The sequence below is a fragment of the Sporomusa sp. GT1 genome (assembly GCF_014634905.1).
Taxonomy (GTDB): domain Bacteria; phylum Bacillota; class Negativicutes; order Sporomusales; family Sporomusaceae; genus Sporomusa; species Sporomusa sphaeroides.
This window is the reverse complement of record NZ_BMBX01000092.1, coordinates 1-284: the sequence shown is the minus strand read 5'-3', so window position 1 is coordinate 284 and position 284 is coordinate 1. Positions and strand designations below refer to the sequence as shown.

At 55.3% G+C, this 284-nt stretch carries 1 tRNA gene; it reads left to right on the top strand.

The features are described from left to right. Positions 1–211 precede the first annotated feature (211 nt). A tRNA-Ala gene (locus GT1_RS21980) sits at positions 212–284 on the top strand.

The window sequence follows — 284 nt, the reverse complement described above, 5'->3', positions numbered from 1 at the left end:
TAGCTCAGCTGGTTAGAGCGCACGCCTGATAAGCGTGAGGTCAGTGGTTCAAGTCCACTTAGGCCCACCATACCTTAATTAAAGGTAAAGCATTTAGAATGCCACAGATGCTAGGCGCACCGGAAAACCGCGCAGCGCGGCGTACGTAGTGTGTACGTAAGCAAGCGGTTTGAGGAGCAACGACGCAGATGGGGTATTATCAATGGTTTACGGGGGCGTAGCTCAGCTGGGAGAGCACCTGCCTTGCAAGCAGGGGGTCAGCGGTTCGATCCCGCTCGTCTCCA